Origin of the sequence: Nonomuraea bangladeshensis, from assembly GCF_039529455.1 — a bacterium.
GTDB lineage: Bacteria > Actinomycetota > Actinomycetes > Streptosporangiales > Streptosporangiaceae > Nonomuraea > Nonomuraea bangladeshensis.
The window spans coordinates 252,460-276,779 of sequence record NZ_BAAAMV010000011.1 but is presented as its reverse complement, the minus strand read 5'-3'; the positions used below and the strand labels follow the sequence as shown (position 1 = coordinate 276,779).

Genomic DNA, 24,320 nt, shown 5'->3' with positions numbered 1-24,320 from the left:
CGGGCCCGCCCGTCCCGGTGCCGGGCCGGATGCCGGTTTCGACACTGTGATCGAGGGCTGCGACACTTGCCCGGTGACCACGCTGCTTCTGGCCCGCCACGGGCTGACGGACCTCACCGGCCCGGTGCTGGCCGGCCGGACCCCGGGCGTGCGGCTGAGCGAGGCGGGGCGGGCGCAGGCCGTGGCGCTGGCCGGGCGCATCGCCGGCGTCCGGCTCGACGCGATCGTCTCGAGCCCGCTCGAACGCTGCCAGGAGACGGCCGCGGCGGTGGCGGCGGGCCGCGACCTGCCGGTGCGGACGGACGAACGTTTCATCGAGTGCGGCTACGGCGAATGGACCGGCCGGCCGCTGAAGGAGCTCGCCAAGGAGCCGCTGTGGCAGGTCGTGCAGGCCCACCCGAGCGCGGCGGCGTTCCCCGGCGGGGAGTCGGTGGCGGACATGCAGCACCGGGCCGTCGCGGCCGTGCGGGAGTGGAACCGGCGCCTGGGGGAGAAGGGCGTCTACCTCGTCTGCAGCCACGGCGACGTGATCAAGTCGATCGTCGCCGACGCCCTGGGGCTCCATCTCGACCAGTTCCAGCGGATCACGGCCGACCCGGCGGCCCTCACCGTCATTCGCTACGCCCCCCTGCGTCCCTTTGTTCTCAGGCTCAACGATATGGGGGAATTGCGGCTCCCTGAGGATTCGGAGGAGAAAGACGGGGGAGAAAATCACACCGGGAGCGATGCCGCCGTCGGCGGCGGACCCGGAACCACGTAAGGTCAGGCTATGCCGGTCTTCGACTACGACCCACCAGAGAGGTTCGTCGCCGGCGCCCTGGGGCAGCCGGGCGCGCGGGTCTTCTATCTGCAGGCCAGGGCCGAGGGCAGACTGACCACGGTGGCGCTGGAGAAACTGCAGGTCGCCGCGCTCGCCGGCCGGCTCGACGAGCTCCTCGACGAGGTGCTGCGGCTCAGCGGGGGCACCGCCCACGTGCCCGCCGTGGCGCCGGCCGAGCTGACCGACGACGCCCCGCTCGACGTGCCCCTGGCCGAGGACTTCCGGGTCGGCACGATGGCGCTGGCGTGGGACGCCGAGCGGTCGCAGGTGGTGATCGAGGCGCAGGAGGTCGTCGACGAGGACGACGTCGACGGCTCCGATCCCGCGATGCTCCGGGTGCGGATCAGCGCGGGAGCCGCGCGCGCGTTCACCAAACGGGCCCTGCAGATCGTCGCGGCGGGCCGGCCGCCGTGCCCCCTGTGCGGGCAGCCGCTCGACGCCAAGGGACACATCTGCGTACGCCTCAACGGATATCGCGGGGGTGAGGCGGCTTCATGACCGCTCCGGAGAGCGAACCGGCCGTCAAGCCGTCCAGTCCACCGGGCATGAACGAGGAAGAGGCCCTCGCCCTGCTGCGCGACGGCCGGCTGGAGGTGGCGGGCCGCCTGGTCGAGGCCACCAACATGACGCTCTACTGCTCGGTCACGCTGGGCGAGCGCACGGCGGCGTGCGTCTACAAGCCCGTACGCGGCGAGCGCCCCCTGTGGGACTTCCCCGACGGCACGCTGGCCGCCCGCGAGGTGGCCGCCTACGAGGTCTCCCGTGCCACCGGCTGGCGCATCGTGCCGCCCACCGTCTACCGCGAGGGCCCGTTCGGTCCCGGCATGTGCCAGCTCTGGATCGACACCGAGCGCGAGATCGACCTCATGCGCCTGGTCAAGAGCCGCAACCCGGTCGTGCGCCGGATGGCGGTCTTCGACGCGATCGTCAACAACGCCGACCGCAAGGGCGGCCACCTGCTGCCGCTGCCCACGGGCCACGTCTACGGCGTCGACCACGGCGTGTGCTTCTCCGTCGAGGACAAACTGCGCACCGTGCTGTGGCAGTGGCGCGGCAAGCCGCTCTCCCGCGAGGCCGTCGCCGTGCTGGCCAAGCTGGAGCGCGACCTGGAGTCGGGCACCCTCGGCAGGCGGCTGCGCGAGCTGCTCACGCTGGCCGAGGTGGAGGCCACCTGGCAGCGGGTGCGGCGGCTGCTCGACACCGGGGTGCATCCCTACCCGTCGGAGGGCTGGCCCGCCGTCCCCTGGCCCCCGATCTGACGCACATTTCGGCATTTACTACCCTTTGCCCATGTGCACGCTGATCGTACGGACGGGACGCCCCCTGACCCTCATGGGCGTGCGGGACGAGTTCACCGACCGGCCCTGGGAGGGGCCGGGGGAGCACTGGCCGGACTACCCGGGCGTCGTCGGCGGGCGCGACCTCAAGGCCGGCGGCACCTGGCTGGCGGTCAACCCGGCCGCCCGGCGCGCCGCCGCCCTGCTCAACGGCCGTGGCCGGGCCGCCGCCGAGCGGACCAAGGTCTCGCGGGGGGATCTGGCGCTGCGGGCGGCGTACACAGGGGAGGGGCCGCGCGGCGACCTGTCCCGCTACGACCCCTTCCACCTGGTCCTGGCCACGCTCGACGGGGTCCGGCTGTTCAGCTGGGACGGCGAGCGCCTGACCACGGCCGACCTGCCGGACGGCACCAGCATGGTGGTCAACGAGGGCCTCGACCCGGCCAGCCCGCGCGTGCTGGCGCACCTGCCGCGCTTCGAGGCGGCGGAGACCTGGCGCGACCTGGCCGCGGCCGAGCCGTCGGCCGATCCCGGCGCGCTCATCGTCCGGCACGAGCTGCCCGACGGGCGGATCTTCGCCTCGCTGTCGGTGATGGAGGTCGCACTGTCGCCGGACGAGGTCACGTACGACTTCACCGACCTGACACAGGAAACGGACGGATAGGCTCAAAGGCATGAGATCGTGGTCTGCCCAGAACGTCCCCAAGCTCCCCGGTGAGAGCATTCCGCTGCGTCTCTACGACACGTCCGCCAAGCAGGTCAGGCAGACCGACCCCGGCCCGACCGCCAGGATGTACGTCTGCGGCATCACCCCCTACGACGCCACCCACCTCGGCCACGCCAACACCTACCACGCCTTCGACCTGGTGGCCCGGATGTGGCTGGACGCCGGCCACGAGGTCCACTACACCCAGAACGCCACCGACGTGGACGACCCGCTGCTGGAGCGGGCCGCCCAGACCGGCGTCGACTGGCGGGAGCTGGCCGAGCGGGAGATCGAACTGTTCCGCGGCGACATGGAGGCCCTGCGCATCCTGCCGCCCCGCGAGTACGTCGGCGTCACCGAGGTCGTCGACCGGGTGGCCGAGTCGATCGCGCGGCTGTCGGACAAGGGCGTCACCTACGACCTCGACGGCGACGTGTACTTCAGCGTCGCCGACGCCCCCAAGTACGGCCAGGTCTCCGGCTACGACGAGGACGAGATGACGGCGCTGTTCGCCGAGCGCGGCGGCGACCCCGACCGGCCCGGCAAGCGCCACCCGCTCGACTGGCTGCTGTGGCGGGCCGAGCGGCCGGGCGAGCCGGCCTGGGACTCCCGGCTGGGCAGGGGACGTCCTGGGTGGCACATCGAGTGCACCGCGATCGCGCTGGACAACCTGGGCGCCGGCTACGACGTCGCGGGCGGCGGCTCCGACCTGATCTTCCCGCACCACGAGTGCGGCGCCTCCGAGGGCCACGCGCTGACGGGGGAGTGGCCGTTCGCCAAGTTCTACACCCACGCGGGCATGGTCGCGCTCGACGGCGAGAAGATGTCGAAGTCCCGGGGCAACCTGGTCTTCGTCCGGCGGCTGCGCACCGAGCACGACCCGATGGCGGTCCGCCTGGTGCTGCTGGCCCACCACTACCGCGCCGACTGGGAGTACGTGCCGGAGCTGACGGCCGAGGCCGAGCGCAGGCTGGCCACGTGGCGCGCGGCCGTCGCGCGGGAGTCGGGGCCGCCCGCCGAGGACCTGCTGACGCGGGTGCGCGAGCGCCTGGCCGACGACCTCGACACGCCCGGCGCGCTGGCGGCGATCGACGCCTGGGCGGCGGACGCGCTGGCCGGCGGCGGCTCGGACCCCACCGCCCCGGCCCTGGTCGCGGACCTGACCGACGCCCTGCTCGGCGTCACACTCCGAACCCCCGCCTGAGGGCCCTGTCCGGCGGTTCTGTCCGACGGTGATCCCCGCCCGGCGGCTCCGCCTGGCGGGTCCCGCCGACGATCCCGTTCGTGCGGTCCCCGCCCGCGACCCCGCCCGCGACCGTCAGAAGGCCCGCTCCAGCCGGTCCTCCGCGCCGAGTTCGGCGCGGAACCACTCGATGGTGCGGCGCAGCCCCTCCTCGGCCGGCACCCGCGCCCGCCAGCCCAGCCGCTCGGCGGCGAGCGTGGTGTCGGGCCGGCGCACCTTCGGGTCGTCGGCGGGCCGGTCGATGAAGGTAATCTCCGAGGACGACCCGGCGAGGTCCCGGATCAGGGTGGCCAGCTCCAGCATGGTCACCTCGTCCGGGTTGCCGATGTTGACCGGGCCGGCGAAGTCGCTGCGCGCCATCGCCATGATCCCGAAGACGGTGTCCTCGACGTAGCAGATCGAACGGGTCTGCGAGCCGTCGCCGGTGACCGTGATCGGCTCGCCCATGAGCGACTGCCGGATGAACGTCGGGATCGCCCGGCCGTCGAACGGCCGCATGCGCGGGCCGTAGGTGTTGAAGATGCGTACGATCCCCGTGTCGGTGCCGCGTGCGTGCCGGTAGGCGGTGGTCAGCGACTCGGCGAAGCGTTTGGCCTCGTCGTACACGCTGCGCGGCCCCACCGGGTTCACGTTGCCCCAGTACGTCTCCTTCTGCGGGTGCTCCAGCGGGTCGCCGTACACCTCGCTCGTGGAGGCGAGGATGAACCGGGCGCCCTTCTCCCTGGCCAGGCCGAGCGCGTGCAGGGTGCCGACGCTGCCCACCCGCAGCGTCTCGATGGGATAGCGCAGGTAGTCGGCGGGCGAGGCGGCCGAGGCGAAGTGCAGCACCAGGTCCAGCCGGTCCGGCACGTGCACGAACCCGGTCAGGTCGCTCTCGACCAGCCGGAACCCCGGACGCTCCAGAAGGTGCTCGACGTTGCGCGGCCCACCGGTGAGGAAGCTGTCCATGCAGACGACCTCCGCGCCCTCCTCCAGCAGCCGCTCGCACAGGTACGAGCCGAGGAACCCGGCGCCTCCCGTGACCAGAGCCCTCATGACGTCACCTCCAGGGCAGCTTCGACGACTTCGGAAACCTCGATCTTGAGCAGGCCGGGATGCGGCTGTTCGCCGTGCGGGTCGCCGTTCTCGCCGGCCCACAGCGCCACGTGCCGCCAGCCGGGCGGCGGCCCCCACAGCGCCGGCGAGACCGGCCCGAACAGCACCACCGACGGCACGCAGAACGCGGTCGCCAGGTGCGCCACGCCGGTGTCGCCGCACACGACGAGCCGCGCCCGGCCGATCAGGTCGATCAGGTCGGCCAGCCCGGTGCGCCCGGCCAGCACCCGCTCCTGCGGCAGCCCGGCCAGCTCGGCGACCCGGCGGGCGATCGGCACCTCCCGCTCGTCGCCGGTGACCACCACGTCCTCCAGCGCCGCCGCGACCTGCGCGAAGCGCTCGGGAGGCCACCGCCGCGCCGGGAACGACGCGCCCGGATGGACGATCGCCGGGCCGCTGCGGTCGGAGATCCCGAGCGTCAGGTCGGCCGGGTCGGCCGGGATGCCGTGCCACTCCAGCAGCTCGCACCAGCGGCGCACCTCGTGCACGCCCTCGCGCCACACCGGTCCCGTGCCGTAGCTGATCAGCCGGCCCGGCCTCGTGGCCCGCAGCGCCTCGATGCTCTGCGGCCCCTTGCCGTGCAGGTTGACGGCGATGTCGGGCCGCCCGTACGGCAGCTCGTCCACCGGCACCGGCCCCGGCCCGGCGACGTGCACCTGGCCGTCCACCGCGCCGATCAGCGGCAGCAGCGGCTCCAGCGCCCGCGGCGCGGCGAGCGTGACGCGGTGGCCGGGGAACGCCTGGCGCAGGGCCCGCAGCGCGGGCACGGCCGTGAGCAGGTCGCCCAGGCCGAGCCCGCGCAGAGCCAGGAGCTCTAGGGCCATGACGTCTCCGTCGAGGGGCAGACCACGAGCTCTCTCACCTCGCATCCGGCCGGCTGCCGCAGCGCGAACACGACGGTCTGCGCGACGTCGGCGGGGTCGTTGAGCCCGGCCTCCGGGCCCGGTTTGTACTGCTCGGGACGGCCGTCGAAGAAGCTCGTCCGCATGCCGCCGGGGACGAGCAGGGTGACCCCCACCTCGCCGCGCAGCTCGACGGCCAGCGCGCGGGTGAGGCCGACGACGCCGAACTTCGAGGCCGAGTACGCCGAGGCGTCGCTCAGCGGCCGCAGCCCCAGCGTCGAGGCGCAGGTGACGATCCTGCCGCGGGTGTGCTTCAGGTACGGCAGCGCCGCCCGGATGACCGACGCCGTGCCCAGCAGGTTGACCTTGACGACCCGCTCCCAGTCGTCGGCGGGCACGTCCTCCATCCGGCCGCAGACGTCGATGCCGGCCGCGGTGACGACGCCGTCCAGGCCGCCGGCCCGCTCGGCCAGCTCGCGGACCGCCCGCTCGGCCTCGCCCCGGTCGGCCAGGTCGGCCGTGACGTGCTCGAAGCGCTGGTCCGGCGGGCGTACGTCGACGACGAGCGCCCGCCAGCCCTCCTTCTCCACGGCCTCGGCGGTGGCCAGGCCGAGTCCGGAGGCTCCCCCGGTAATCAGAATCTTCACTGGATCTCCCTGATCAGGTTGGTCGTGGAACGCCCCGGCAGCGTGCTCAGCACGACGATCTCCGCGCCGAGCCTGCCGAGGACCTCGGACTCGGGCAGGAACTCCCCCTCGTAGTCCCCGCCCTTGACCCACACGTCGGGGCGCAGCAGCGCGATCGCGCGGTCCGGGGTGTTCTCCTCGAACACCAGCACCGCGTCCACGCAGCTGAGCGCCCGCAGCACCTCGACCCGGTCGCGCACGTCCACGACGGGCCGCTGCGGGCCCTTGAGGCGGCGTACCGAATCGTCGGAGTTGACGCAGACGACGAGCGCGTCGCCGAGCGCCCTGGCCCGCCGCAGCAGGCTCACGTGGCCCGCGTGCAGCAGGTCGAAGCAGCCGCCGGTGGCGATGAGCCGCCCCCCGTTGGCGCGGGTGAACTCGGCCACCTCCAGCGCCGTGCGCGGCCGGTCGCCGAGCTGCTGCTCGGCGACCTTGACGTTGGCGGCGCCGCCGCGCTCGACGAAGCGCGAGGCCTCGCCGACGCCGATGGTCACCGCGTCCCTGACGTCGAGGCCGTCGCGCAGCGCCAGCGCCGCGGCGCCGGCGAAGCGGTCGCCCGCGCCGCACGCGTCCCGGCCGCCGGCCTGCACCGGCGGCGGCACGTGCGCGAACGGGCCGCCCTCCACGGCGAGCGCGGCCCCGTGCGCGCCCGTCGTCACGGCCACGGCCCGCGCCCGCAGCTTGCGTACGAGCTGCCGGGCCGCCTGCTCGGGCCCCGCCCACCCGGTCGGGCACAGCGCCCGCGCCTCCGCCTCGCTCGGCGTCAGCAGCGCGCAGCCGGGCATCGGCTGCTCGCCCCGGGGATGCGGGTCCCAGACCACCGGCACGTCGATGCCGTACAGCAGCTCGCGCGCCATCCTGGCCACGCCCCTGCCGTAGTCGGACACGAGCACCGCCCCGGCCCGCCGCACGGCCTCCATCGCCGCGTCGGTCGGCGCGCAGCCGGCCAGCCCGTCGCCGCTGTCCAGCCTGACCAGGGTCTGACCGCGCGCGCGGACCCTGGTCTTGCGCACCGTGCCGCCGCTCAGCGGCAGCCGGAGCAGGTCCAGCTCCTCCGACAGCAGCCCGCACAGGCGGTGCCCGTCGGGGTCCTCGCCGATGGCCGTGATCAGCACGACCTCGGCCCCGTCACGGGCGGCCAGCAGCGCGGCCAGCCCGGCCCCGCCCGGCCGCGCCAGCTCCGCGGCGACGTCCACCACGGGAACCGGCGCGTCCGGGCAGAGCCGGCCGGAGTCCCCCTCCACGTCGACGTCCAGCAGCGTGTCGCCGATCACCACGAGCGGCCCCATCTACAGTGCCTCCTCTAGTGCCTCGCACAGCAGGTGGATCATGGCCAGGTGCACCTCCTGCACGGTGGCGGTCTCCTCGGAGGGGACGACCACCGCGCCGTCGCACAGCTCGGTCAGCGGATTGGGGCCGGGGCCGGTCATGGCCCAGGCCAGCACCTCGCCCTCGCGGGCGGCGCGCGCGGCGGCCAGCACGTTGGGGCTGGATCCGCTGGTGGACAGGCACAGGAGCACGTCGCCGGGCCGCCCGTGCGCGCGCACCTGGCGGGCGTAGACCTCCTCGGCCCCGAAGTCGTTGGCGATCGCCGTCATCGACGAGGTGTCGGCGTGCAGCGCGATCGCCGCGTACGGCCGCCGGTCGTCGCGGAAGCGGCCGACCAGCTCCGCCGACAGGTGCTGCGCCTCGGCGGCCGAGCCGCCGTTGCCGCACACCAGCAGCCGGCCGCCGCAGCCGAGCGAGCCGGCCAGCCACGCCCCCCAGGCGCGTACGACGGCGGCCTGCTCGTCGACCTTCTCCAGCGTGTTCCAGAGCTTTTCGAGATGGACGTCCATCCGCTAACCCCCCATCGCCTCTAGGCCGCACAGCCTGCCGCCGATGACCTGCGCGTAGACGGTCTCGGTGCGTTCGGCGACCCGCGGCCAGCCGTAGCGCTCGCGGGCGCGCCTGGCCCCCGCCGCGCCGACGCGGGCCCGTTCGTGCTCGTCGCCGAGCAGGTCGAGCAGCGCTCTGGCCAGCGCCCGCGGCCGGCGCGGCGGGACCAGCACGCCGCAGCCGGCCACGGTGTCGAGATGTCCGCCGACGGCCGAGGCCACGACGGGGACGCCGCAGGCCATGGCCTCGACCGTGACCATGCCGAACGGTTCGTACCAGGGGACGGTGACCAGTACGTCGGCCGCGCGCATGAGCGCCGGGACGTGGGCGCGCGGCACGCTGCCGATCACGTGCACGCGCTCCTCCAGGCCGTAGGCCGCGGCCAGCGCGCGCAGCCGGACGGCCTCCTCGTCGTCGGGGCCGCCGCCGGCGATCACCAGCTCGGCCCCGGGCACCTGGCGCAGCGCCGCGATGACGGTGTCCACGCCCTTGCGCGGCACCATCCTGCCGATGCTGAGGATCATCGGGCCCGCGGTGCGCGGCGCCTTGGGGCCGTCGGGCCGGAAGTGGTCCAGGTCCACGCCGCAGGGCACCACCGTGATGCGCTGCTCGGGGACGCCCATCGCGCACAGCTCGCCCACCTCGTCGCCGCAGGTGGCGAGGACGGCGTCGGCGTGCTTGCCGATCTCCCGCTCGGTGTCGATCCGGTGGGCGGGGCTGGTGTCGGCCTCGCCCTGCCAGCGCCGCTTGACCGTGCCGAGGGCGTGGAACGTCTGCACCACGGGGAAGCCGTCGGCGGCCTGGAGGGCGGCCTGCCCGCTCATCCAGAAGTGCGCGTGCGCGACGTCGGGCGGGTCGATCGCCCAGCGGTCGGCGAGGAAGTCGGTGAACTCGGGCATGTACGGCGGCAGCTCGTCCTTCGGGACGTGCGCCGCCGGGCCGGCGGGGACGTACTCGACGACGACGCCGGGCCCGAGGCGCACCGAGCGGGGCTGGGTCCGCGACGAGCGCCGCGTGTGGACGACGACCTGGTGGCCGCGATCGGCCAGCGCGAGGGCGAGGGCGGCCACGTACACGTTCTGGCCGCCCGAGTCCACGCCGCCGACGGCGGCCAGCGGGTCCGCGTGCTCGGAGATGAGATCGACCTTCACTGCGTCAGCTCCCTCACTGCCTTGACCACCTGCTCACTCGTGACCTGGGACAGGCATGGGTGTCCGGGGACCGGGCAGGTGCGCGCCCTGCTGTCCCTGCAGGGCGCCTGCTGATCGCCGAGCAGCACGGTCGCGACCCCGTACGGGGCCCACCGGGCGGCCGGGACGACGGGGGCGAACAGGCTCACGACCGGCGTGCCGACCGCCGCCGCGAGATGCGCGGGGCCGGTGTTGCCGGCCACGAGCACGCTCGCCCGTTCGATCACGGCGGCCAGTTCGGCCAGAGTGGTCGCGCCGCCGAGGTCGGCGGCGTCGTCGCCGGCGACGTAGGCGGTGAGGTCTCGTTCCGTGCCGGTGACGGCGACCCGATGCCCGTCCTCCGTCAGCTCCCGCACGGCCTGCCGGTGCCGTTCGGCGGGCCAGTTGCGCGCGGGTGCCGACGTCCCTGGATGCACCACGACATAAGAGCCTTTGTCGGCCTCGGCGCCGACACCGAAGAAGTGCCCGGTAATCGCGGTGATATCCGGCAGGGGGTGTTGAACAGCGAGTTTGCCGTCGTCGCCCGCCGGCGGTGGGAACCCCGCCGCCCGGGCCACGGCCAGCATGCGCTCGGCCTCGGGCACGTCCACGCTCTCGTCCCACCGGTGGCGGACGTCGAGCAGCGAGCCCGGGTAGTCGTTGCTGATCGCGGCGATCCGCGCCACCCCGGCCAGCCGCAGCAGCAGCGCGAGCGGCAGCGCCGACTGGTGGAAGGAGGTGAGGATCACCGCCTCGTCGATGCCGCGCAGGCGGGCGACCAGGTCGTCCACCTGCTCCCGGCCGACCGGCGGGGGAGTGTGGTCGATCCACGGCGCCCGCCAGGTGAGCACGCGGTCCACGCCGGGCAGCAGCTCGGCGGCGGCCCGGCCGTTGGGGCCGGCGAGGAAGACCACCTCGGCGGCGTGCGCGGCCACCGCCCGCACGGCCGGACCGGCCAGCAGCACGTCACCGGCGTCGTCCAGCCGGGCGACGAGCACGCGCCCCCTGCCGCCGGGCCCGCCGGCGGCTCGCAGCGTCCTGTCGCTCATCGGCGCACCTTCCATTCCCCCCGCATCCGGTGCACGCACGCGACCGGCGGGATCACCACGCTGGTGACGGCCATCCGCCACAGCTCATCGGGGGTACGGGGACCGGGCGCGATCCTGCGCCAGGCGAACTCGGCGGTCAGCCCCGCCCAGGCGGCCCCGGCCGCCACGGCCAGGGCCGGGACCAGCCGCGCGGGGGTGCCGGGGACGACCGGCCCCCGGAGCCGCGTGGCCAGCGCGCCCAGCGCCAGCGCGGACAGCCCGGCCGCGCTGGTCGCGGCATGCGTTCGCAGCCGGCCGCGCCCGCCGCCGATCAGCGCGCGCCAGCCGGGCCCGTGCAGGCGCCGCATGAGCGCGTCGTCGGCGTTGCCGCGCTGGAAGCGCACGCTGGCCCAGAAGCCGTCCTGGCGGACCGGGTGCCGCGTGACGCGCGCGCCGCGCACCAGCCGGTGCCCGGCCCGCGTCACGCGCAGCGCCAGGTCGGCGTCCTCGCGGTAGGCGCGGGGGAAGCGCTCGTCGAAGCCGCCGGCCTCCTCCAGCGCGGCGCGCCGGTAGGCCATGTCGGCGGTCACCCACCACGCGCCGGTGAGCCCGGCGGTGTGCCGCTCGCCGTCGGTGGGCGGCCGGTGCTCCGGCAGCGGGACGACGATGCGGCCCTGACTGCCCGCGACGTCGCCGGGCAGGCCGGCCAGGTCGGCGCGGAGCGCGTCCGCCCAGCCCGGCTCGGGGATCACGTCGTCGTCGAGGAAGACGATCCAGGGGGTGTCCGCCGCACGCCATCCGGCGTTGCGGGCGGCCGCGGGGCCTCTTCCGCCACTGCGCACCAGGCGCACGTGGGCAGGCGGATGTTTCAGAACGGTGGGCATGCCGAACTCCCTTGAGTGGCTGCCACCGCCGTCACCGAATGTACACGACGCGACGCGACGAGTAACAGTCGGGCGGTCGTCCACCACGACGACCGGCACGCCGGGGCCGACCGCGGCGATCGTCTCGCGCAGCGACGGCCGCCCGACGGTGGGAATCACGACGGTGATCAGGGTGGTGATCACGAGCGGAACACCTCCCGCCGCCGCACCACGTACGGGCCGAGGACCAGCACCTCCACCGGCGCGGACCCGAAGCACTCCAGGGCGTCGCGCGGGTCGTCCACCATGGGCCGGCCGGCCGTGTTCAGGCTGGTGTTGACGAGCACCGGCAGCCCGGTGCGCCGCTCGAACTCGGTGAGCAGCCGCGCCACCAGCGGCTCGGCGTCCGGCGAGACCGTCTGGACGCGGGCGGTGCCGTCCACGTGCACGACCGCCGGAACGCGGGCCGCCCACTCGGGGCGCACGTCGTGCACGAACAGCATGTACGGCGAAGGCACCGGCCCCCGCCCGAAGACCTCACGCGCCCGCGACTCCAGCACCATCGGCGCCACCGGCCTGAACTGCTCGCGCCCCTTGACGTCGTTGAGCCGCTCGGTGTTGGCCGCGTGCCCCGGATGCGCGAGCAGCGACCGGTGGCCGAGCGCCCGCGGGCCGTACTCGGACCGGCCCTGGAACCAGGCCACGATCCGGTTCGCGGCCAGCTCGGCCGCGACCTCGGCGGCGAGGTCGGCGGGCCGCGTGCACGGCACCCGCGCCACGTCCAGCCAGGCGCCCAGCTCCTCGTCGGTGAAGCCGCGCCCCAGCGCCGCGGTGCCCATGGGCGCGGCCGGCTCGCCGTACGCCTGCGCGAGGTGCAGCGCGCCGCCGAGCGCGGTGCCGGAGTCGCCGGCCGCGGGCTGCACCCACACCTCCGCGAACGGCCCCTCCTGCAGCAGCCGCGTGTTGGCCACGCAGTTGAGCGCGACGCCCCCGGCCAGGGCGAGGCGCCGCTCGCCGGTGCGCTCGTGGAGCCAGCGCGCCAGCTCCATGAGCACCTCCTCCAGCCGCGCCTGCACGCTGGCGGCCAGGTCGGCGTGGTCGGAGGTCCACGGGGCGCCCCTGGGCAGCGCCTTGGCGTAGCCGTTCCAGTCGACCGGCTCGACGCGGAACCCGCCGTCGCCGGTCGCGCGGATCACCTCGCGCAGCGCGTCCAGGTGCCGGGGCCGGCCGTAGGAGGCCATCGCCATGACCTTGTACTCGTCGCTGGAGCGCAGGAAGCCCAGGTGCTCGGTGACGTCCTCGTACAGGAGGCCGAGCGAGTGCGGCAGCTCCTGCGCGGCCAGCACCTCCAGCTCGCCGTCCCGGTAGCGGCCCGCCAGGTGCGAGACGTTCTCGCCGCGGCCGTCGCACACCAGCACCGCGCAGTCGCGCCAGGGCGAGGCGAGGCCCGCCGAGGCCGCGTGCGCCACGTGGTGCGGCACGTACGTCACCCGCGCCGGATCCAGCCCCGGCAGCGCCGTGGCGAGGAACAGCGGGGCGCGCACCGCGTACGTCGTGCGCAGGTCCTCCCAGTCGCCCTCCGGCCGCCGCACCACGAGCGACGGGTCGTAGGAGTAGGCGACCGCGTCCACGTCCTCGGGGGAGAGGCCCGCCTCGCGCAGGCACCACGCGGCGGCCTGCTCGGGAAGCTCCCACGCGGAGAACGCGAGCGGCCGCTTGCCGTGTTTGCGGCGGCTGAAGCGTTCCTCCTCCGCCGCGGCGACGATCCGCCCCCCGGCGACGAGCGCCGCCGCCGGGTCATGGAAGACCGCGTTGATCCCGAGAAACCTCATCGTGCCTCCCCCGATGGGATGGAGAACCGCTACCGAGAGAAGCGGTAGTCAAACATCGCGCAACCGCCCGAAGTGCTAAAACGCTCGCGGAACACCCCATTTCGCCGGGCGATGGTCACGCTGCGTGGTTGTTTGCCGGAATTGCCCCCGGGTAGCTGGGCGGCACGCCACCAAGGCGAGAGTGGGGCGAGAGGTGGTTGAGAGGTGTTCGAACGACGACGTCCCGGCGCCGTGCTCTTCGACCGGGACGGGACCTTGATCAGGGACGTGCCCTACAACGGTGACCCGGGCAGGGTCGAGCCCATGCCGGGAGCCGTCGAGGCCCTCTGCCGGCTGCGCCGCGCCGACGTGCCGGTGGCCGTGGTCACCAACCAGTCCGGCGTGGCCAAGGGCCTGCTCACACCCGACGAGATGGACCAGGTGAACGCGCGGGTGGAGGAGCTGCTCGGGCCGTTCGACGCGTGGGCGATCTGCGTCCACGACGACGGCGACGGCTGCACCTGCCGCAAACCCGCGCCCGGCCTCGTGATCAGGGCGGCCGCCGTGCTCGACGTCAGCCCGCGCGAGTGCGTGGTCGTGGGGGACATCGGACGGGACATGGAGGCGGCGCGCGCCGCCGGCGCCCGCGGCATCCTCGTCCCCACCGCCATCACCCTGCCCGAGGAGATCGACCAGGCGCCCGAGGTCGCCGACGACCTGGCCGACGTGGTGGACCGCGTGCTCAGCGACGCCGAGGGGCCCGTGGCGGCCGTCGCCGCGCCGTGGGCCCGCGCCATGGGCTGGAGCCGCTGGTGAGGATCCTGCTCTGGCACGTGCACGGATCCTGGACCGACGCCTTCGTCCGCGGCGCGCACGAGTACCTGCTGCCGCTCGTCCCCGGCAGGGGACCCGACGGGCGGGGGCGGGCCGACACCTACGACTGGCCGGCCGCCGCCCGCGAGGTGCCCTGGGACCGGCTGCGCCACGAGCACGTGGACGTCGTCGTCTGCCAGCGCCCGCACGAGCCCCGCCTGGCCAGGGAGTGGCTCGGCCGCGACGTGCCCGCCGTGTACGTCGAGCACAACACCCCGGCCGGCGACGTGCCCCGCACCCGCCACCCGCTGGCCGGCCAGGACGCCGTCACGCTCGTCCACGTCACCCACTTCAACGAGCTCTACTGGGACAACGGCCGCGCGCCCACCCGCGTCATCGAGCACGGCGTCCCCGACCCCGGCCCCCTCTACACCGGCGAGCTGCCGAGGGCCGGCGTCGTGGTCAACGAGCCGGTACGCCGCACCCGCGTCGCCGGCACCGACCTGCTGCCGCGCTTCCACGAGCGCGTCCCGCTGGACGTGTTCGGCATGAAGGTCGAGGGGCTGCCGTACGGCACCTACGAGGACCTGCCGCGGCACGTCATGCACGCCGAGCTCGCCCGCCGCCGGGTCTACCTGCACCCGTACCGGTGGACCTCGCTCGGCCTCGCCCTCATCGAGGCCATGCACCTCGGCATGCCGATCGTGGCGCTGGCCGCCACCGAGGCGATCGAGGCCGTGCCGCCGGAGGCCGGGGTGCTCTCCACCAGGGTGCACGTGCTCGCCGACGCCCTGCACGCCTTCGCCCGCGATCCGGAGAGCGCCGCCCAGGCCGGGAAGGCCGCCCGCGCCGCCGCTCTGGCGCGCTACGGGCTCGGCCGCTTCCTCGCCGACTGGGATCGGCTGCTCAGCGAGGTATGACCGGCATCCGTCCGGGTAGGCGCCATGAGCATGATGATGCTCGACTGGACACGCAGGGCCGCCTGCCTCGACCAGGACCCGGAACTGTTCTTCCCGATCTCGATGGAAGGGCCGAGCCAGTCACAGGTCGAGGAGGCGAAGGCCGTCTGCCGCGGCTGCCCGGTGCGGGAGCCGTGCCTCGCGTACGCGCTCAGCACCCGTCAGGCGTACGGCGTGTGGGGCGGGACCGACCCGGAACAGCGACGGGAGCTCAGCCCGACGGCAGCGCGGCGGCCAGAAACCGTTCCCGCTCAGCCGCTTCGAGGTGATCGCTGAACAGCACGCCGTCGAGATGGTCGGCCTCGTGCTGCAGCACCCGGGCCAGCACGCCGAGCGCCCGGACCGTCACCGGCTTGCCGAACATGTCGCGGCCACGCGCGGTGACCATGTAGGAACGTTCCAGTGGCCACCACACGCCGGGGGCCGACAGGCACGCCTCGTCGGCGACGACCCGGCGCTCCGACAGCTCCAGCCGCGGGTTGACCAGATGGCCGGCACGGCCGTCGTAGTCGTAGACCAGCACCCGTAGCGGCTCGCCGACCTGCGGGGCGGCCAGTCCCGCGCGGCCCGCGCCGGCCCGCATCGTCGCGGTCAGCGCCTTCACCAGCCGGCGCAGCTCGCGGTCGAAGTCGCGCACCGGCTCGGCCGGCACGCGCAGCGCCGGATCGTCGAACGTGCGAATGGGCAGGACCGTCACCCGTGGCTCCCCGATAGGCGGCGTTGTCACGCTGAGAGCTTCCCATGATCGTCAGGCGCCAATCGCCCGGGTCCTGCCTTGTAGCACAGCGGTAACAGAAGAGACCCCGCGGCGAAACCCCCCGAAAGCAGTATCGAAGGGTGATCTCACTTGCGTCACACGCGCCTGTGATGCCTGGCCGGGAGCTCGGGGCCCGGCCAGGCCTCCACGAGTACCTGGAGGTGACGGCATGACCGCACTCCCCGTCGGCGACGGCGCTTCCCCGGAGACGGCGCCGGACGCCCTGGCCGGATTCACCGTCGGCGTGACCGCGACCAGGCGGCGCGAGGAGTTCGGCGCGCTGCTGGAGCGGCGCGGCGCGCGCGTGGTCAGCGCCCCCGCCATCCGGCTGGTGCCGCTGGCCGAGGACGCCGACCTGCTCGCCGCCACCCGGCAGGCGCTCGAAGCGCCGCTCGACGACGTCGTCGTCACCACCGGCGTGGGCTTTCGCGGCTGGATGGCCGCCGCCGAGGGCTGGGGCCTGTCGGCCGACCTCGGCGCGCACCTCACCCGGTCCCGCCTGCTCACCCGCGGACCCAAGGCCAGGGGAGCGGTACGCGCCGCCGGGCTCAACGACCACTGGACGCCCGCCACCGAGTCCTGCCAGGAGGTCAAGGAGCACCTCCTCGCCCAGGACCTGCGCGGCCGGCGCATCGCGGTCCAGCAGCACGGCGAGCCGCTCAGCGAGTTCGTGGCCGAGCTGCGCGCCGCCGGCGCCGAGGTGATCGAGATCCCGGTCTACCGGTGGCTGCCGTACCGGGACATCTCGCCGCTGCGCCGCCTCATCACCCAGACCGTCTCCGGCGCGGTGGACGCCGTCGCCTTCACCAGCGCCCCCGCCGTCCACGCCATGCTCAACGCGGCCCGCGCCGAGGGCCTGGAGGACGCGCTGCTCGCCGCCTTCGGCGGGCCGGTCGTGGCCGCCTGCGTCGGGCCCGTCACCGCCGACCCGCTCACCTCGCGCGGCGTGGCCACCCTGCAGCCGGACCGCTCGCGGCTCGGCGCGCTGGCCCGCGCCCTCGCCCGCCACCTGCCCGAGCACGGCGTCACCCGGCTCGCCGCCGGGGGGCACCAGCTCGAGATCCGCGGCCACGCCGTCGTCGTGGACGGCGAGCTGCGCCCGCTGCCGCCCGCCCCGATGGCGGTGCTGAAGCGCCTGGCCGACAAGCCGGGGCACGTCGTCTCCCGCGCCGAGCTGCGTACGGTGCTGCCCGGCAGCCTCGCCCGCGACTCCGCCGAGCACGCCGTCGAGATGGCCGTCACCCGGCTGCGCCGGGCGCTCGGTCCCGGCGGCATCGTCGAGACCGTGGTCAAGCGCGGCTACCGGCTGGCCTGCCCGTACGAGGTGGGGATGTGACGCCCGCACTCGTCCTGGCCGCGCACGGCACCCGCAGCGCCGCGGGGGAGGCGACCCTGGAGGCGCTGGCGGAGGCGGTCAGGAGGGCGCGTCCCGGGCGGCGGGTCGAGCTCACCTACCTGGAGATCAGCTCGCCCCTGCTGGCCGACGTGCTCCCGGCCGTGCGCGGGCCGGTGGTGGTGGTCCCGCTGCTGCTGGCCACGGGCTACCACGTCCACATCGACCTGCCCGAGATCGTCGCCGCGCACCGGCCCGACGCGGTGGTCGCCGACCGGCTCGGGCCGCACCGGCTGCTGACCGGCGTGCTCGCCCGGCGGCTCGGCCGGGCCGGGCTGCGCGCCACGGACGCGGTCGTGCTCGGCGCGGCCGGCTCCTCCGACCCCGCCGGGCTCGCCGACGTACGGGCCGCCGCCCGCATGCTCGCCGTGCGGCTGGCCCGGCCGGTCACGGCGGCCTTCGCGTCGGCGGGCTCGCCGTCCCTGGGGGAGGCCATGGAACGGCTCGCCGCGACGCCGGCCGCGCGCGTGGCGGTCGCCTCGTACGTGCTGGCCCCCGGCTTCTTCCACGACCGGCTGGCCGCGGCCGCCCCCGGCCCGGTGAGCGACCCCCTCGGGGCCGACCCGGACGTGGCGGCGCTCGTCTGGCACCGCCACGACGAGGCCGTACGCGCCGCTCAGACGGCGGCCGGTGCGGCGGGCGCCGGCTCCAGCCGCAGCTCGCGCACCACCTCCCGGGCGCTGGCCTCACGCGACGGGCAGGTGTCCTCGCCCACGAACATCTCGACGTAGGCCCGGTGGAAGCAGCCCGCGATCAGCAGGCGGGCGCTGGCCTCCGGGTCGGCGTCGGCCCGCACCCTGCCGATGCGCTGCTCGGCCGCGAGGTAGGCGGCCAGCGGCGCGGCCTCGGTCCACGGGCCGAGGCCCGTGTCGCGGACGGCCTGCCGGAAGCGCACGGTGACGTTCGGCGAGGTGAACGCGGGTAGCGCCGCGCTTTGTACGTCTATGTAATATTGAATGCCTGCTCGTGCTATTGGTTGAAGATTGTCGGCTACGGTCCCTTTTCCGATCCGATGTGCAAGATCGTGGAGCATGCTCAGCCAGGACGGGAGCCGGTCCTGGAGCAGGGCGAGGAAATGATCCACGGAGCCGCCGCCGCGGTCCTCCCGGAGCGAGACGGCCATCTCCAGGACGCGCCGTCTGGCGTCCTGGCTCCGCTGGTACGGGTCTACATGGGATGTCGCCATGGCGTGCCTAACGTGCGCGGTCAGGGGAGTAGGCATCGCGGCGCGAAGCCGGTCGATCGCGAATTGTTGGTATGCGTGGGATGTTTGGCTCGGATCCCAACTTAGTGCAAAGTTCTACGGCCCCTGATTATTACCTGAAACCTCGAAAAAGTGTCAGATTTAACCCCTAAGGGTTAGCTGTCAGTGTCCTACCCGGACAGCCCACGTGTCCGTCGAGGACGTCGGAGCCCCTGACAACCCCAGGAGCCCGCCCGCCCCAGCCCGGCATCGCGCGGCCAGGCGGACGGCGGGTCGGGGGAACGGCCGACGAAACGCCGCAGCACGAGCGCGACCCACGCGCGGCGTGCCCAGCCAGACGCGGCTCAAGCGCCCCAAGCGGCGACGGCTCGGCTCCCTCAGCGGCTCAGCGCCCAGCGGCGCCAGCTCGTGTGCCTCAGCGGCCACGGGCGCGGCGAGGCTTCGACCGCCCTAGCGATCCCAGACGCGTCGATGGCTCAAGCGCCTCAGCGGTCCCAGGGACCGCCGGCCACCCCGGCGGCCCAAACGCGGCGATGGCCGGCCACCCCGGCGGGCCCAGACGCCGGAGCTTGCCCAGGCGCAACGACGGTTCAGGGGCGCCCCGCGTCGTGGCAGGCTCAGGCGCTACGCCGCCTGGCCTGCGACGGCTCAGGTGTCGGTGTCGCGGTCGCGGCGGCGCAGGTAGCGCTCGAACTCGGCGGCGATCGCGTCGCCGCTGGCCTCCGGCAGCTCGGCGGCGTCCTTGCGCTCCTCGAGCTCCTTGACGTAGTCGGCCACCTCGGAGTCCTGCGAGGCCAGCTCGTCGACCCCGCGCTCCCAGGCCCGCGCCTCCTCGTCGAGGTCGCCGAGCGGCATCGGGATCTCCAGGACGTCCTCCAGCCGGCGCAGCAGCGCCAGCGTGGCCTTGGGGTTGGGCGGCTGGGCGACGTAGTGGGGGACCGACGCCCACAGCGAGATGGCGTCGAGCCCGGCCTGGCCGAAGGCGTGCTGCAGCACCCCGACGATGCCCGTCGGCCCTTCGTAGCGGCTCAGCTCCAGGTTGGTCGAGCGGGCCAGCCCTTCGTCGGTGGCGCCGCCCAGGATCGGGACCGGCCGGGTGTGCGGTGAGTCGTTGAGCAGCGCGCCCAGCATGACGGCCAGCTCCACGCCGAGCTCGCGGCAGACCTCGATGATGTCGGCGCAGAACGAGCGCCACCGCATGTTGGGCTCGATGCCGCGCAGCAGCACCACGTCGCGCTCGACGCCCGGCGGGCGGGCGCGCAGCAGCCGCGTGGTCGGCCAGACGATGGACTGGGTGAGCCCTTCGCTCATCTCGACCACCGGCCGCGTCACCTGGAAGTCGTAGTAGTCGTCGGGGTCGAGGGCGATGAGTGGCTCGGCCTTCCACGCCGACTCGAGATGCGCGATGACGCCGCTGGAGGCCTCACCCGCGTCGTTCCACCCCTCGAACGCGGCAATGAGCACCGGGTCGACGAGCTCGGGGAGCCCTTCGAGCTCTATCACGGGTCGCCTCCTCTCTCCATTGTCCCGCTTAGCCTATGCGCTGAGGAGGCTCCGGCGTCACTGATCTCCTCGCGAACCCCTTGCCCCGCACGGCCTCCCGTCACTCGCGTCCGTACGCAACCCGCGGCCGGTACAGGGCCGATCTCCCCGCCCGTACCGCACAGGTGTTCGCGCTCAGCGCACAACCGGCGCGGTCAGCGCCCGCCCTCCGTCGTACGCGCGATCAGCACGTCGCACGCCGCCCGGTGCAGCACCCCCGAGGGCACGGAGCCGAGCAGTCGCCCGGCGAGGCTGTTGAGCCCGCGGTTGCCCACCACCATGAGGTCGGCGCGGTGCCGCGCGGCCAGGGCGATCAGCACGTCCACGGCGTCGCCCTCCTCGGCGGCCAGCACCACGTCGGAGGCCCCGGCCGCCACCGCGTGCTCGCGCGCCGCGCGCAGCGCGTCGTCCGCGGGGGTGGAGCCGCTCACCTTGTACGCCAGCTCGCCCAGCCGGTCGGCGGCGGCCGCCCGCTCGCTCTCCCGCATCGGCAGGTACGCGCAGGCGAGGACGAGGGTCGCGCCGGACGCCGCGGCCAGGGACGCCGCCGCGGTCACGGCGCGGAAGGAGGAGGTGGAGCCGTCGGTGCCGACGAGCACGGTGCGGTAGGCCATGGGAGCCCCTATTGGACGCGATGTTCAATTGACATCCGGCAGACTAGCGCCGGGCCGCCCGGGCCGTCGCGGAACCCATAGAACGATCTTCTGCCCCCGCTCCGACCAGCGGCCGGAGCGCACCCGATAAGCTCTACCCCATGAGCATCTCCCCGTCCTTCCGCGAAGTGCTGGACCAGCGCGTGATCGTCGCCGACGGCGCCATGGGCACGATGCTCCAGGCCCAGGACCCGACGCTCGACGACTTCCACGGTCACGAGGGCTGCAACGAGGTGCTCAACGTCTCGCGCCCCGACATCGTGCGCGGCGTCCACGACGCCTACTTCGCCGTCGGCGTCGACTGCGTCGAGACCAACACCTTCGGCGCCAACCTCGCCGCACTCGGCGAATACGACATCGCCGACCGCGTCTTCGAATACTCCGAGGCCGGCGCCCGCATCGCCCGCGAGGCGGCCGACCACTGGTCCACGCCCGAGCAGCCGCGCTTCGTCCTCGGCTCGATGGGCCCCGGCACCAAGCTGCCCACGCTCGGCCACCTGCCCTACGCGAGCCTCCGCGACGCCTACCGCGACAACGCGGCCGGCCTCATCGCGGGCGGCGCCGACGCGCTCATCATCGAGACCTGCCAGGACCTCCTGCAGGTCAAGGCCGCCGTCATCGGCGCCAAGCGGGCCGCCGAGGACTCCGGCCGCGACATCCCGATCATCGCCCAGGTCACCATCGAGACCAACGGCGCGATGCTGCTGGGCAGCGAGATCGGCGCGGCGCTGACCGCCATCGAGCCGCTCGGCGTCGACATCGTCGGGCTCAACTGCGCCACCGGCCCCGCCGAGATGAGCGAGCACCTGCGCTACCTCGCCCGGCACTCCCGGCTCCGGCTGAGCTGCATGCCCAACGCGGGCCTGCCGGTGCTCACCTCCGACGGCGCCTACTACCCGCTCAGCCCCGGCGAGCTGGCCGACGCCCACGGCGCCTTCACCCGCGACTACGGGCTGTCCCTGGTCGGCGGCTGCTGCGGCACCACCCCCGAGCACCTGCGCCAGGTCGTCGAGCGGGTGCGCGGCAAGCAGCCCGCCGCCCGCCGCCCCCGCCCCGAGGCCGGCGTCTCCTCGCTCTACCAGACCGTCCCGTTCCGCCAGGACACCTCCTTCCTGGCCATCGGCGAGCGCTGCAACACCAACGGCTCCAAGGCCTTCCGCGAGGCGATGCTGGGCGGGCGCTGGGACGACTGCGTCGAGATGGCCCGCGAGCAGGCCCGCGGCGGCGCCCACATGCTCGACCTCTGCGTCGACTACGTCGGCCGCGACGGCGTGGCCGACATGAAGGAGCTGGCCTTCCGCTTCGCCACCGCCTCCACCCTGCCGATCATGCTCGACTCCACCGAGCCCGAGGTGCTGCGCGCGGGCCTGGAGATGCTGGGCGGCCGGGCGGCGGTCAACTCCGTCAACTACGAGGACGGCGCCGGCCCCGACTCCCGCTTCCAGAAGATCATGCGCCTGGTGCGCGAGCACGGCGCCGCCGTGGTCGCCCTCACCATCGACGAGGAGGGCCAGGCCCGCACCGCCGACTGGAAGGTGCGCGTCGCCAGCCGCCTGATCGAGGACCTGACCACCAACTGGGGCATGCAGGTCGAGGACATCATCGTCGACACCCTCACCTTCCCCATCGCCACCGGCCAGGAGGAGACCCGCCGCGACGGCCTGGAGACCATCGAGGCCATCCGCGAGCTCAAGCGCCGCTACCCGGGCGTGCAGACCACGCTCGGCGTCTCCAACATCAGCTTCGGCCTCAACCCGGCCGCCCGCATGGTGCTCAACTCGGTCTTCCTCAACGAGTGCGTCAACGCCGGCCTCGACTCCGCGATCGTGCACGCCTCCAAGATCCTGCCGATGGCGCGCATCCCCGACGAGCAGCGCCAGGTCGCGCTCGACATGGTCTACGACCGCCGCCGCGAGGGCTACGACCCGCTGCAGCGCTTCATGGACCTGTTCGAGGGCGTCGACGCCGCCGCGCTGCGCGCCGGCAAGGCCGAGGAGCTGGCCTCGCTGCCGCTGTGGGAGCGGCTCAAGCGGCGCGTCGTCGACGGCGAGCGCAAGGGCCTGGAGGCCGACCTCGAGACCGCGCTCGAGCAGCGCCCCGCCCTGGAGATCATCAACGAGGTGCTGCTCGACGGCATGAAGACCGTCGGCGTGCTGTTCGGCTCCGGGCAGATGCAGCTGCCGTTCGTGCTGCAGTCGGCCGAGGTCATGAAGGCCGCGGTCGCCTACCTGGAGCCCTACATGGAGCGCGTGGAGGGTGAGACCAAGGGCCGCATCGTGCTGGCCACCGTCAAGGGCGACGTCCACGACATCGGCAAGAACCTCGTCGACATCATTCTGTCCAACAACGGCTACCAGGTCGTCAACCTCGGCATCAAGCAGCCGGTCTCGGCCATCCTGGAGGCCGCCGACGAGCAGAAGGCCGACGTCATCGGCATGTCGGGCCTGCTGGTCAAGTCGACGGTGGTGATGAAGGAGAACCTGGAGGAGATGAACTCCAGGGGCCTGTCGGACCGCTACCCGGTGCTGCTCGGCGGCGCCGCGCTCACCCGCGCCTACGTCGAGCAGGACCTCGCGGAGCTGTTCGAGGGCGAGGTGCGCTACGCCCGCGACGCGTTCGAGGGGCTGCGGCTCATGGACGCGTTCATGGCCGTCAAGCGCGGCGAAAAGGGCGCGACGCTGCCGCCGCTGCGCGAGCGGCGGGTCAAGACCGGCGCGGTGCTCCAGCGCACCCCGGTCGAGGAGCTGCCCGCCCGCTCCGACGTCGCCGTCGACAACCCGGTGCCCGCGGCCCCGTTCCACGGCGACCGGGTGGTCAAGGGCGTCTCGCTGGCCGACTACGCGGCCTTCCTCGACGAGCGGGCGCTGTTCCTCGGCCAGTGGGGGCTCAAGCCCACCAGGGGCGGCGAGGGCCCCGGCTACGAAGAGCTGGTCGAGACCGAGGGCCGGCCCCGGCTGCGCATGTGGCTCGACCGCATCCAGACCGAGGGCCTGCTGGAGGCGGCCGTCGTCTACGGGCACTTCCCGTGCGTCAGCGACGGCGACTCGCTGATCATCCTCGACGACGCGGGCGGCGAGCGCACCCGCTTCACCTTCCCGCGCCAGCGCCGCGACCGTCACCTGTGCCTGTCCGACTTCTTCCGGCCGAAGGACTCCGGCGAGGTCGACGTGGTCGGCTTCCAGATCGTCACCATGGGCGCGAAGATCGCGGAGGCCACGGCCGAGCTGTTCGCCAAGGACGCCTACCGCGACTACCTCGAACTGCACGGCCTGTCGGTGCAGCTCACCGAGGCGCTGGCCGAATACTGGCACGCCCGGGTGCGCGCCGAGTGGGGCATCGGCGGCGACGAGTCGCTCGACGACATGCTCAAGGTCAACATCCAGGGCTGCCGCTACTCCTTCGGCTACCCCGCGTGCCCCAACCTCGAGGACCAGGTGCAGCTCTTCCAGCTCCTCCAGCCCGAGCGCATCGGCGTGACCCTGTCGGAGGAGTTCCAGCTCCACCCCGAGCAGGCCACGTCCGCGCTGGTGGCGCACCACCCCGAGGCCAAATACTTCAACGTCTGACAGCGGGCGCACGGG

At 73.9% G+C, this 24,320-nt stretch carries 24 protein-coding genes; 11 read left to right on the top strand and 13 right to left on the bottom strand.

Annotated elements, in window-relative coordinates; translation table 11 throughout:
* Nucleotides 1–73: 73 nt before the first annotated feature.
* The 5 genes from ABD292_RS36415 to mshC are packed head-to-tail and all read left to right on the top strand — an operon-like array spanning nt 74 to nt 4,007.
* A complete protein-coding gene (locus ABD292_RS36415) occupies nt 74–760 on the top strand; it encodes a histidine phosphatase family protein (RefSeq protein WP_344215576.1) in 687 nt (228 codons plus the stop codon).
* 9 nt (nt 761–769) lie between these two features.
* The gene (locus tag ABD292_RS36410; RefSeq protein WP_344215574.1) at nt 770–1,318 is read left to right on the top strand and encodes a DUF3090 domain-containing protein; all 549 of its coding nucleotides are present in this window, start codon (nt 770–772) and stop codon (nt 1,316–1,318) included.
* Nucleotides 1,315–2,079 carry an SCO1664 family protein gene (locus ABD292_RS36405; RefSeq protein WP_091087519.1) on the top strand — a complete coding sequence of 255 codons (765 nt, stop codon included), beginning with the start codon at nt 1,315–1,317 and terminating at the stop codon, nt 2,077–2,079. The genes ABD292_RS36410 and ABD292_RS36405 overlap by 4 nt, the downstream gene beginning before the upstream one ends.
* Nucleotides 2,080–2,110: 31 nt before the next feature.
* Complete coding sequence (locus tag ABD292_RS36400; protein ID WP_344215571.1) at nt 2,111–2,761, top strand: NRDE family protein; 651 nt, start codon at nt 2,111–2,113, stop codon at nt 2,759–2,761.
* A 10-nt stretch (nt 2,762–2,771) separates the two neighbouring features.
* Nucleotides 2,772–4,007: a cysteine--1-D-myo-inosityl 2-amino-2-deoxy-alpha-D-glucopyranoside ligase gene (mshC, locus tag ABD292_RS36395; protein ID WP_344215569.1), complete on the top strand. Its 1,236-nt coding sequence runs from the start codon at nt 2,772–2,774 to the stop codon at nt 4,005–4,007.
* A 114-nt stretch (nt 4,008–4,121) separates the two neighbouring features.
* On the opposite strand, the gene ABD292_RS36390 is transcribed toward mshC, so the two are convergent.
* From ABD292_RS36390 to ABD292_RS36350, 9 genes are read right to left on the bottom strand one after another with little or no spacing between them, the layout of a single operon-like run.
* A complete protein-coding gene (locus ABD292_RS36390; protein WP_344215567.1) occupies nt 4,122–5,081 on the bottom strand; it encodes a UDP-glucuronic acid decarboxylase family protein in 960 nt (319 codons plus the stop codon).
* The gene (locus ABD292_RS36385; protein ID WP_344215565.1) at nt 5,078–5,965 is read right to left on the bottom strand and encodes a glycosyltransferase family 9 protein; all 888 of its coding nucleotides are present in this window, start codon (nt 5,963–5,965) and stop codon (nt 5,078–5,080) included. Before ABD292_RS36385 ends, ABD292_RS36390 begins: the two co-directional genes overlap by 4 nt.
* A complete protein-coding gene (locus tag ABD292_RS36380) occupies nt 5,956–6,630 on the bottom strand; it encodes an SDR family oxidoreductase (protein WP_344215563.1) in 675 nt (224 codons plus the stop codon). Before ABD292_RS36380 ends, ABD292_RS36385 begins: the two co-directional genes overlap by 10 nt.
* A complete protein-coding gene (locus ABD292_RS36375) occupies nt 6,627–7,958 on the bottom strand; it encodes a PfkB family carbohydrate kinase (RefSeq protein WP_344215560.1) in 1,332 nt (443 codons plus the stop codon). Before ABD292_RS36375 ends, ABD292_RS36380 begins: the two co-directional genes overlap by 4 nt.
* Nucleotides 7,959–8,507, bottom strand: coding sequence for a D-sedoheptulose-7-phosphate isomerase (locus ABD292_RS36370; RefSeq protein ID WP_344215557.1), 549 nt, complete (start codon nt 8,505–8,507; stop codon nt 7,959–7,961).
* A 3-nt stretch (nt 8,508–8,510) separates the two neighbouring features.
* Entirely contained in the window at nt 8,511–9,698 is a 1,188-nt protein-coding gene (locus ABD292_RS36365; protein ID WP_344215555.1) for a glycosyltransferase, read from the bottom strand.
* Nucleotides 9,695–10,765 carry a glycosyltransferase family 9 protein gene (locus ABD292_RS36360; RefSeq protein ID WP_344215552.1) on the bottom strand — a complete coding sequence of 357 codons (1,071 nt, stop codon included), beginning with the start codon at nt 10,763–10,765 and terminating at the stop codon, nt 9,695–9,697. Before ABD292_RS36360 ends, ABD292_RS36365 begins: the two co-directional genes overlap by 4 nt.
* Nucleotides 10,762–11,811: a glycosyltransferase gene (locus tag ABD292_RS36355; protein WP_344215550.1), complete on the bottom strand. Its 1,050-nt coding sequence runs from the start codon at nt 11,809–11,811 to the stop codon at nt 10,762–10,764. The genes ABD292_RS36360 and ABD292_RS36355 overlap by 4 nt, the downstream gene beginning before the upstream one ends.
* Nucleotides 11,808–13,439 carry a carbamoyltransferase family protein gene (locus ABD292_RS36350; protein WP_344215548.1) on the bottom strand — a complete coding sequence of 544 codons (1,632 nt, stop codon included), beginning with the start codon at nt 13,437–13,439 and terminating at the stop codon, nt 11,808–11,810. Before ABD292_RS36350 ends, ABD292_RS36355 begins: the two co-directional genes overlap by 4 nt.
* Before the next feature lie 204 nt (nt 13,440–13,643).
* On the opposite strand from ABD292_RS36350, the gene ABD292_RS36345 reads away from it, so the two are divergent.
* Genes ABD292_RS36345 through ABD292_RS36335 form a run of 3 tightly spaced genes read left to right on the top strand, consistent with a single transcriptional unit; the run spans nt 13,644 to nt 15,466 of the window.
* Nucleotides 13,644–14,234 carry a D-glycero-alpha-D-manno-heptose-1,7-bisphosphate 7-phosphatase gene (locus ABD292_RS36345; RefSeq protein WP_344215546.1) on the top strand — a complete coding sequence of 197 codons (591 nt, stop codon included), beginning with the start codon at nt 13,644–13,646 and terminating at the stop codon, nt 14,232–14,234.
* Entirely contained in the window at nt 14,231–15,151 is a 921-nt protein-coding gene (locus tag ABD292_RS36340; RefSeq protein WP_344215544.1) for a glycosyltransferase, read from the top strand. The genes ABD292_RS36345 and ABD292_RS36340 overlap by 4 nt, the downstream gene beginning before the upstream one ends.
* A gap of 24 nt (nt 15,152–15,175) precedes the next feature.
* Complete coding sequence (locus ABD292_RS36335; RefSeq protein ID WP_425565227.1) at nt 15,176–15,466, top strand: WhiB family transcriptional regulator; 291 nt, start codon at nt 15,176–15,178, stop codon at nt 15,464–15,466.
* Here ABD292_RS36335 and def read toward each other — a convergent pair.
* Nucleotides 15,402–15,887: a peptide deformylase gene (gene def / locus ABD292_RS36330; protein ID WP_344215542.1), complete on the bottom strand. Its 486-nt coding sequence runs from the start codon at nt 15,885–15,887 to the stop codon at nt 15,402–15,404. The two genes, ABD292_RS36335 and def, sit on opposite strands and share 65 nt — an antisense overlap.
* 229 nt (nt 15,888–16,116) lie before the next feature.
* On the opposite strand from def, the gene ABD292_RS36325 reads away from it, so the two are divergent.
* Entirely contained in the window at nt 16,117–17,283 is a 1,167-nt protein-coding gene (locus ABD292_RS36325; protein WP_344215540.1) for a uroporphyrinogen-III synthase, read from the top strand.
* Nucleotides 17,280–18,071, top strand: a complete 792-nt coding sequence (locus tag ABD292_RS36320; protein WP_344215538.1) for a sirohydrochlorin chelatase — start codon at nt 17,280–17,282, stop codon at nt 18,069–18,071. Before ABD292_RS36325 ends, ABD292_RS36320 begins: the two co-directional genes overlap by 4 nt.
* On the opposite strand, the gene ABD292_RS36315 is transcribed toward ABD292_RS36320, so the two are convergent.
* The 3 genes from ABD292_RS36315 to ABD292_RS36305 all read right to left on the bottom strand — a co-directional run bounded on the left by ABD292_RS36315 (nt 17,957) and on the right by ABD292_RS36305 (nt 20,700).
* Nucleotides 17,957–18,235, bottom strand: coding sequence for a TetR/AcrR family transcriptional regulator C-terminal domain-containing protein (locus ABD292_RS36315; RefSeq protein ID WP_344215536.1), 279 nt, complete (start codon nt 18,233–18,235; stop codon nt 17,957–17,959). The genes ABD292_RS36320 and ABD292_RS36315 overlap by 115 nt on opposite strands.
* A 957-nt stretch (nt 18,236–19,192) precedes the next feature.
* Nucleotides 19,193–20,047, bottom strand: coding sequence for a PAC2 family protein (locus ABD292_RS36310; RefSeq protein WP_091087559.1), 855 nt, complete (start codon nt 20,045–20,047; stop codon nt 19,193–19,195).
* Nucleotides 20,048–20,241: 194 nt separating this feature from the next.
* On the bottom strand, nt 20,242–20,700 hold the full coding sequence (locus ABD292_RS36305; protein WP_344215534.1) for a universal stress protein: 459 nt from the start codon (nt 20,698–20,700) through the stop codon (nt 20,242–20,244).
* Between the two features lie 140 nt (nt 20,701–20,840).
* Here ABD292_RS36305 and metH point away from each other — a divergent pair, with 140 nt between their 5' ends.
* A complete protein-coding gene (metH, locus tag ABD292_RS36300; protein WP_344215532.1) occupies nt 20,841–24,305 on the top strand; it encodes a methionine synthase in 3,465 nt (1,154 codons plus the stop codon).
* Nucleotides 24,306–24,320: the final 15 nt, after the last annotated feature.